This is a genomic window from Knoellia pratensis (assembly GCF_042666395.1).
GTDB lineage: Bacteria > Actinomycetota > Actinomycetes > Actinomycetales > Dermatophilaceae > Knoellia > Knoellia pratensis.
In genome coordinates this window covers 541,500-548,517 of sequence record NZ_JBHTDJ010000002.1, presented here as the reverse complement: position 1 = coordinate 548,517, position 7,018 = coordinate 541,500, and the positions used below count along the sequence as shown (strand labels likewise).

At 67.7% G+C, this 7,018-nt stretch carries 6 protein-coding genes; 5 read left to right on the top strand and 1 reads right to left on the bottom strand.

The window, feature by feature from the left end:
- Nucleotides 1–451: 451 nt before the first annotated feature.
- Nucleotides 452–958 (bottom strand): DUF4396 domain-containing protein, encoded by a 507-nt coding sequence (locus tag ACFQRE_RS09775; protein ID WP_380121629.1) that lies wholly within the window; start codon nucleotides 956–958, stop codon nucleotides 452–454.
- 232 nt (nucleotides 959–1,190) lie between these two features.
- Between ACFQRE_RS09775 and ACFQRE_RS09770 the strand changes: the two genes are divergently transcribed.
- The 5 genes from ACFQRE_RS09770 to ACFQRE_RS09750 are packed head-to-tail and all read left to right on the top strand — an operon-like array spanning nucleotide 1,191 to nucleotide 7,003.
- Nucleotides 1,191–2,975: an ABC transporter substrate-binding protein gene (locus tag ACFQRE_RS09770; RefSeq protein WP_380121626.1), complete on the top strand. Its 1,785-nt coding sequence runs from the start codon at nucleotides 1,191–1,193 to the stop codon at nucleotides 2,973–2,975.
- Between the two features lie 5 nt (nucleotides 2,976–2,980).
- On the top strand, nucleotides 2,981–4,051 hold the full coding sequence (locus ACFQRE_RS09765; RefSeq protein WP_380121624.1) for an ABC transporter permease: 1,071 nt from the start codon (nucleotides 2,981–2,983) through the stop codon (nucleotides 4,049–4,051).
- Complete coding sequence (locus ACFQRE_RS09760) at nucleotides 4,048–4,959, top strand: ABC transporter permease (protein ID WP_380121622.1); 912 nt, start codon at nucleotides 4,048–4,050, stop codon at nucleotides 4,957–4,959. The genes ACFQRE_RS09765 and ACFQRE_RS09760 overlap by 4 nt, the downstream gene beginning before the upstream one ends.
- Complete coding sequence (locus ACFQRE_RS09755) at nucleotides 4,956–5,996, top strand: ABC transporter ATP-binding protein (RefSeq protein WP_380121620.1); 1,041 nt, start codon at nucleotides 4,956–4,958, stop codon at nucleotides 5,994–5,996. Before ACFQRE_RS09760 ends, ACFQRE_RS09755 begins: the two co-directional genes overlap by 4 nt.
- Nucleotides 5,993–7,003, top strand: coding sequence for an ABC transporter ATP-binding protein (locus ACFQRE_RS09750; RefSeq protein ID WP_380121617.1), 1,011 nt, complete (start codon nucleotides 5,993–5,995; stop codon nucleotides 7,001–7,003). The genes ACFQRE_RS09755 and ACFQRE_RS09750 overlap by 4 nt, the downstream gene beginning before the upstream one ends.
- Nucleotides 7,004–7,018: the final 15 nt, after the last annotated feature.

Below are 7,018 nucleotides of genomic sequence, written 5' to 3'. Positions count from 1 at the left end.
CCATCACCCAACCCATCCGGGCCAGACTCCAGGGCAACTCTCCAAACTTACCCACGGCCACACTTGGGAGTCAAATCCGGTGAGCCGTTCATCGAACGGCCCGGATCTGATCACGCTTGGATCTTCGCGGGGTGTTCATCCTAGCAGCCTCTCGGCCGCTTCCCAAACCCGCCGTTTCGGCGACCTGGACTGGATGAAACCTCCCAACCACGACCCCCGAGGGCGTCGCACTGCTCACGACGGTTCCGCCGCTTCGAGCTGTTGGGGTCTGCCCCGGGACCGGCCTACGTCGTGCTTGGCACAAGGCCTCACACCGTGGTGTCCGTTCCTCCCTGTCGGGCTGACATCGAGAACATTAGATGACGTTCAGCCCAACGCCAAATCGGGTCCCGTCTTCGACGGTTCCTTGGGTGGTCGACTGCGAAACACGTTGCAGGACAGCGGTTCTCGTTCAATGGTGGAACTGGTGGACGACGGCATGGCCCTTGCCTCGCGCGATGAGCCACCGGTTCACTGGCACGGTCACGACGAAGGCCACCGCGAGCGCGAAGACCAGGGACCCCCAGAACAGCCAGGAAGCCAGCCCTGCATCCATTGCTCCCGGCACCACGAGCACGATCGCGTTGTCGATGATCTCCATGACCGAGATCGAGACGGTGTCGGCTGCGAAGGCCACTCCCAGGGCTGCCCCCAGAGGCAACCCGGCGCGCAGGACCGGCGCGATCGTCAGGGCGTAACCGAAGACGAAGGCAAGCAGGACGGCCAGGACGATGGTCGCGAGATTCGACAGTCCGAGAGCTGCCCCGATCGCGAGCCCCAAGACCTCCCCGATGGCGCACCCCGTGAGGCAGTGCAGGGTGGCGCTGATCGCCTGGGACCAGAGACCAGGGCCGCCGGGGGCCTGACTCAGGTACCCGGAGTGGTCGCCGTGGTCGCCGAGGGCGCTGTGGTCTGTCACAACTGTTCGAACGGTACCCCGCGGGGGTATATTCCGCCCGAGTCGGGAGAAAAGTCACGTTGGTACCGCACAGTCAGCAACTTATTGCCTTAGCGTGGGCCCGGGGGGTAGCCCGGCTATCGCCAGAGACAGCGTCGTCCAAAAGAATGAGGGAACAGCGATGGAGACATCGAGGCACAGTCAGGTGGGCACGAGCCCGTACCCGCGAGCCGGACGCCACAGGCACCGAGCCGTGGTGGGGGTCCTGGGCACCCTCGGGTTGCTCGTTGCCCTCTTCTTCGGAGGCGCCGGGGCCCAGGCGGACACACCGGACAAGGAGACGACCCTCACCGTGGCCGTCTCCCAGGAAGTCGACTCGCTGAGCCCGTTCCTGGCCGTGCGTCGCATCACGACTGCCCTGGGCCGCCTCATGTACGACTTCCTCACCAACTACGACCCGAAGACCGGCAAGACCGTTCCGGGACTTGCCGAGTCGTGGGACACGTCCACCGATGGACTCACGTGGACCTACAAGATCCGTGAGACCAACTGGACCGACGGCAAGCCCGTCACAGCGGAAGATGCGCGCTGGACCTTCGACACCATGATGAAGGACGAGGCCGCCGCCACCGCGAACGGCAACTTCGTCGAGAACTTCGAGAGCGTCGCGGCGCCCGACCCGCACACCCTGGTCATCAAGCTCAAGGCCCCTCAGGCGACGATGCTCGCCCTCGACGTGCCGATCCTTCCGAAGCACGAGTGGGAGAACGCCGGCGACTTCTCCAAGTTCAACAACGACAAGAAGTTCCCCATCGTCGGGGACGGGCCCTGGATCCTCAGCAAGTACGAGGTCAACAACGCGATCACCCTCGTCCCGAACAAGAAGTTCTGGCGGGGCGCTCCCAAGTTCGACAAGCTCGTCTTCCGCCACATCGACGACCCTGACGCGCAGGTCGAGGCACTCAAGGCCGGCGAGGTCTCCTTCGTTGCGGGTCTGACCTCGGCCCAGGCGACATCCCTGGAGTCCGTCGACAACATCACAGTCAACAAGGCCAAGGGCAAGCGCTTCCAGGCCATCACGATCAACCCGGGAGCCAAGCTCCAGGACGGCACCGAGTTCGGCGACGGCAACAAGGCGCTCAAGGACCCGGTCGTCCGCGAAGCCCTCGTGCGCACGATCGACCGCGAGGCCATCTACAAGACGGCCTATGGCGGCTTCGGTGAGGCCAACGGTGGTGAGATCCCGTCCCGCTACAAGGACTACCACTGGGAGCCCACCGACGCCGAGCGCATCGACTTCGACATCGCGAAGGCCAACCAGCTGCTCGACGGCGCCGGATACGTGAAGGGGTCCGACGGCATACGCGCCAAGGGCGGCCAGAAGCTGTCCTTCCGCTTCAACGTGCACAACGACACGCCTCAGTACGTCCAGGCCGCCGAGATGATGCGCGAGTGGGCCAAGGAAGCGGGGATGGAGCTCAAGGTCGAGCCCGTCTCCGAGGTCGGTGCCCTGCTCGATGCCGGGACCTACGACATCCTCACCACCGGCTGGAGCGTCAACCCTGACCCCGACTACATCCTCGGGATCAACAAGTGCTCCGGCTTGCCGGCGAAGATGGGCGGGCCCTACCTCTCTGACGCGTACTACTGCAACCCGGAGTACGACAAGCTCTACGACCAGCAGCTCGCCGAGCTCGACCCGACCAAGCGGGCCGGAATCGTCAAGGAGATGCAGAAGGTCCTCTACAAGGACAACGTCTTCGTGGTCTGGGGCTACGCCGACCAGCTCGAGGCGTTCCGCAGCGACGTCATCGCGAAGATGACGCCGCAGCCGGATCCGGGCGGCAACTACGACAGCCAGGACGGCTACTGGAGTTGGTGGTCGGCGACCCCCGCCGGTGCCACGCCGACCGCCGAATCCAGTGGTGGCGGCAACGGCATGGTCCTCGGTGTCGGTGCCGGTGTCCTCGCCGCACTGGCCGGAGGGTTCTTCCTCATCCGACGCCGCGGTGGCGCCGCTGCGGACGAGCGGGAATAGCCCGAATGGCGGAGATCGTCCCAGGCGGCCTGGTCCCGCACCTCGAGGATGAGGTGCGGGACCAGCCCGCCGGTGTGCCGGGTGACCTCGACAAACGCGACCGTGACGGCATACGCCGCACCGCGGCATACATCGGAGAAAGGCTCCTCGGAGCGGCGGTCTCGCTACTCGCGGTGATCTTCACCAGCTTCTTCCTGTTCCGGATCGTGCCGGGCGACCCGGTGCGCGTCATGACCCACGGGCGGCCGGTGACCATCGAGCAGAAGGTGGCGCTCGCGCGCGAGTTCGGGCTCGACAAGCCGCTGCTCGAGCAGTTCGTGAGCTACCTGCTGGGGGTGCTGCGCTTCGACTTCGGCGAGTCGTTCCAGTACAACCGGCCGGTGCTGAGCATGGTGGGAGAACGGCTCGGGCCGACTGTGTTGCTCGTCGGCGCCAGTCTCCTCGTGTCCACCCTGCTCGGCTTCTGGCTGGGCGTGCAGGGGGCGTGGAAGCACGGCAGCACGGCCGACCGGGTCAACACCGGGGTCGCGCTGACTCTGTGGTCGGTGCCGAGCTTCTGGCTCGGCCTCATCCTCATCGTGGTCTTCGGCTCCGGGCTCGGGTGGTTCCCGACGGCGGGGATGAAGACTCCCGGTGTGGAGGGGTTTGCGGCCGTCCTCGACGTCGCGCACCACATGGTGCTCCCCCTCGTGACGCTCGTCGCCGTCGTCTATGCGCAATACCTCATGGTGATGCGGTCCTCGCTCCTCGACGAGATGGGGTCGGACTACCTCGTGACCGCCCGCGCCAAGGGCCTGCGCGACAGCGAGGTCAAGCGCCGACATGCGGTCCCGAACGCGCTGCTGCCGACCATGACGCTCGTGTTCATCAATGTCGGGTTCGTGCTCTTCGGGGCCGTGCTCGTCGAGACGGTCTTCTCGTGGCCCGGGCTGGGCAAGCTGTTCTACGAAGGGCTCAGCGTGCCGGACCTCCCGCTGGTGCAGGGCCTGTTCGTCATCTTCTCCGCGACGGTAATCCTCATGAACCTCATCTCCGACCTGCTCTACCCCGTCATCGACCCGCGGGTGCGACCGTGAGTGCGGGTACAGCGACGGCCAGTCCGCGCCAACTCGCCTGGGCCCGCCGGCACCGGGCAGTCACCTCCTTCTGGAAGGAGTACCGCCGCAACCGGGCCGGGCTCTTCGGGTTGGCGGTCCTGGCGCTCTTCGTCCTGTCGGCGCTGCTGGTCCCGTTGCTGGTGGGTGAGGATGCACTGAGCGTCACCCGTCCCCCCGGCGAGCCGCTCCAACCACCGAGCGGCGAGTTCCTGCTCGGCACGGACCGGTCGGGTCGCTCGGTGCTCGACCTCGTGTTGTGGGGGTCACGGGTGTCACTCACCGTGGGCTTCGCCGCGACGTTCATCTCCATCGCGTTGGGTGGTCTCATCGGCATCCTCGCCGGCCACTTCCACGGCTGGCCGTCGGCAGTGCTGTTGCGGATCACGGACTGGTTCCTCGTCATGCCCACCCTGGTGCTGGCGGTCGCTCTGGCCGCCGTCCTGGGTCGCAGCATGTCGACGATCATCATCGCCATCGGCGTCACCTCGTGGCCGACGACCGCACGACTGGTCCGGGCGCAGACCCTGGCCGTCGAGGCGCGCCCCTACATCGAACGGGCTCGCGCGCTGGGCGGCGGGCACTGGCACGTCATGACCCGACACGTCCTGCCCAACGTCATGCCGATCGTCCTGGCGCAGACCACCCTGATGGTCGCCGGCGCGATCCTCACCGAGTCGACCGTCGCGTTCCTCGGCCTGGGCGACCCGACGATCCCGTCGTGGGGCAGCACCATCCAGGCCGCCCGCGACGTGGGCGCCGTGAGCTCGGGCATGTGGTGGTACATCCTCCCGCCCGGCATCGCGATCGCTCTGGTGGCACTGGCCTTCACGCTCTGTGGTCGCGCGATCGAAGGCGTGCTCAACCCCCGACTGAGGACTGGCAAATGAGTGCTCCCCTGCTGTCCCTGGAGGGACTGAGCGTCACCTACCGCACCCAAGGTGGTGAGGTGCCGGCCGTGCGCGGCGTCGACCTCGAGCTGGCCCGCGGCGAGAAGCTCGGCGTTGCCGGCGAGTCCGGATCGGGCAAGTCGACGCTCGCGCTGGCGCTGCTGCGCCTGCTGCCACCCACGGCCACCGTCAGCGGGCGGGTCCTCCTCGACGGTGAGGACCTCCTCGGCATGAACTGGGGACGGTTGCGCGCCGTGCGATGGGCCGACGCCTCGATCGTCTTCCAGGGCGCGATGCACTCCCTCAACCCGGTCCACACGATCGGTGACCAGATCGCCGAGCCGATCCTGCTCCACGAGAAGGTCGGCGAGGCCGAGGCCACCCGCCGGGTGGCCCAATTGCTCGACGAAGTGGGTATGCCGCCCGCTCGCGCACGTGCCTATCCGCACGAGCTCTCGGGTGGGCAGCGCCAGCGGGTCATGATCGCCATGGCCCTCGCCTGTCGCCCCGACCTGATCATCGCCGACGAGCCGACAACCGCTCTCGACGTGATGATCCAGGCCCAGATCCTGGGACTGATCGACGACCTCGTGGCCCGGTCGGGCATCAGCCTGCTCATGATCAGCCACGACCTGTCGGTGCTCGCCGACGTCTGCGATCGGTTGGCCATCATGTATGCCGGCCGCGTCGTCGAGGTGGGCCCTGCGGACGAGGTGCACAAACGAGCCAAGCACCCTTACAGCGCGGCGCTGGCGGATGCTTTCCCGACCGTCGGCGACCCGGCCTCGCGGCTGCGGCCCCGCGGCCTCGCCGGTGACCCGCCCGACCCGGAGTCCCTCCCCAGGGGGTGCTCGTTCCATCCACGCTGTGAGTTGCGTCGTGACGCGTGCGACGTGGTCGACCCGCAGCTGTGGCCCGCCGGAGAGAGCGACCAAGCCCACGACGCGGCGTGCATTCTCGTCCTCCCGGACGAAGGCGAGTCGCTCACCCAAGGCCAGGCACACGGCATACAGACCCAAGACAAGGTGGCGCGATGACCAGCGATCGCGAGCCGCTCCTGTCGGCCAGGGATCTCCATGTGGAGTTCCCGGGGCGTCGGGGCGGGCGACCCGCTCGCGCCGTCGACGGCGTGAACCTCGACGTCCATGCGGGCGAGATCGTCGCCCTCGTCGGGGAGTCGGGGTGCGGCAAGACCACGCTGGCGCGCACCCTCCTCGGCCTGCAGCGACCCACGTCGGGCGAGGTGGCCTATCGCGGGATGCCGCTGAGCTACTCGGGCAAGGCGCTCAAGGCCTACCGGCGCGAGGCGCAGCTCGTGCTGCAGGACCCGAGCGGCTCACTCAACCCGCGCCACACCGTCTACGAGGCGGTCGCCGAAGGGCTTCGCATCCACGGCGAGGCGGTCAACGAGCCCGAGCGCGTGGCGGATGCGCTCTCGCGGGCGGGTTTGCGACCTCCCGAGCGCTTCTTCCTGCGCTACCCGCACGAGTTGTCGGGTGGCCAACGGCAACGGGTCGTCATTGCTGGCGCGCTCGTGCTCGATCCCGCGGTGATCATTGCGGACGAGCCGGTGGCCTCGCTGGACGCGTCGGTGCGGGGCGAGATCCTGTCTCTGCTGCTGGGCTTGCGTGACGACCTGGGACTCGCGGCACTCGTGGTGACGCACGACCTGGGCCTCGCCTGGAACATTGCCGACCGCGTCGCCGTCATGTATCTCGGCCGCATCGTCGAGACCGGTCCGGTCGAGAAGATCCTCACCGCGCCGGAGCATCCCTACACGCAGGCGCTGCTGTCCGTGCTGCCCGAGGGTGGGGACCCGGTCGTCCTCACCGGCGAGCCCCCGGACCCGACGCGCATCCCAGGCGGCTGCCGATTCCACGTCCGCTGCCAGGTGCTCGCCTCGGGCGAGGCGGAGTCGTTGGGCCTTTCCAGGCAGTGCCGAACCCAGGACGTCGCAGTGCTGGCGGGCGGGACCGGCTCACAGGTCGCCTGCCACGTCGCCCTGCAGCGACGTGGTGCGGACCTGGCGTCAGACCTCACCTGAGAACCCGACGTTCGG

What these genes read in the sequence shown, in the direction of transcription:
- ACFQRE_RS09765 (WP_380121624.1), top strand. Translation starts at nt 2,981, where the DNA reads ATGGCGGAGATCGTCCCAGGCGGCCTGGTCCCGCACCTCGAGGATGAG.
- ACFQRE_RS09755 (WP_380121620.1), top strand. Translation starts at nt 4,956, where the DNA reads ATGAGTGCTCCCCTGCTGTCCCTGGAGGGACTGAGCGTCACCTACCGC.
- ACFQRE_RS09750 (WP_380121617.1), top strand. Translation starts at nt 5,993, where the DNA reads ATGACCAGCGATCGCGAGCCGCTCCTGTCGGCCAGGGATCTCCATGTG.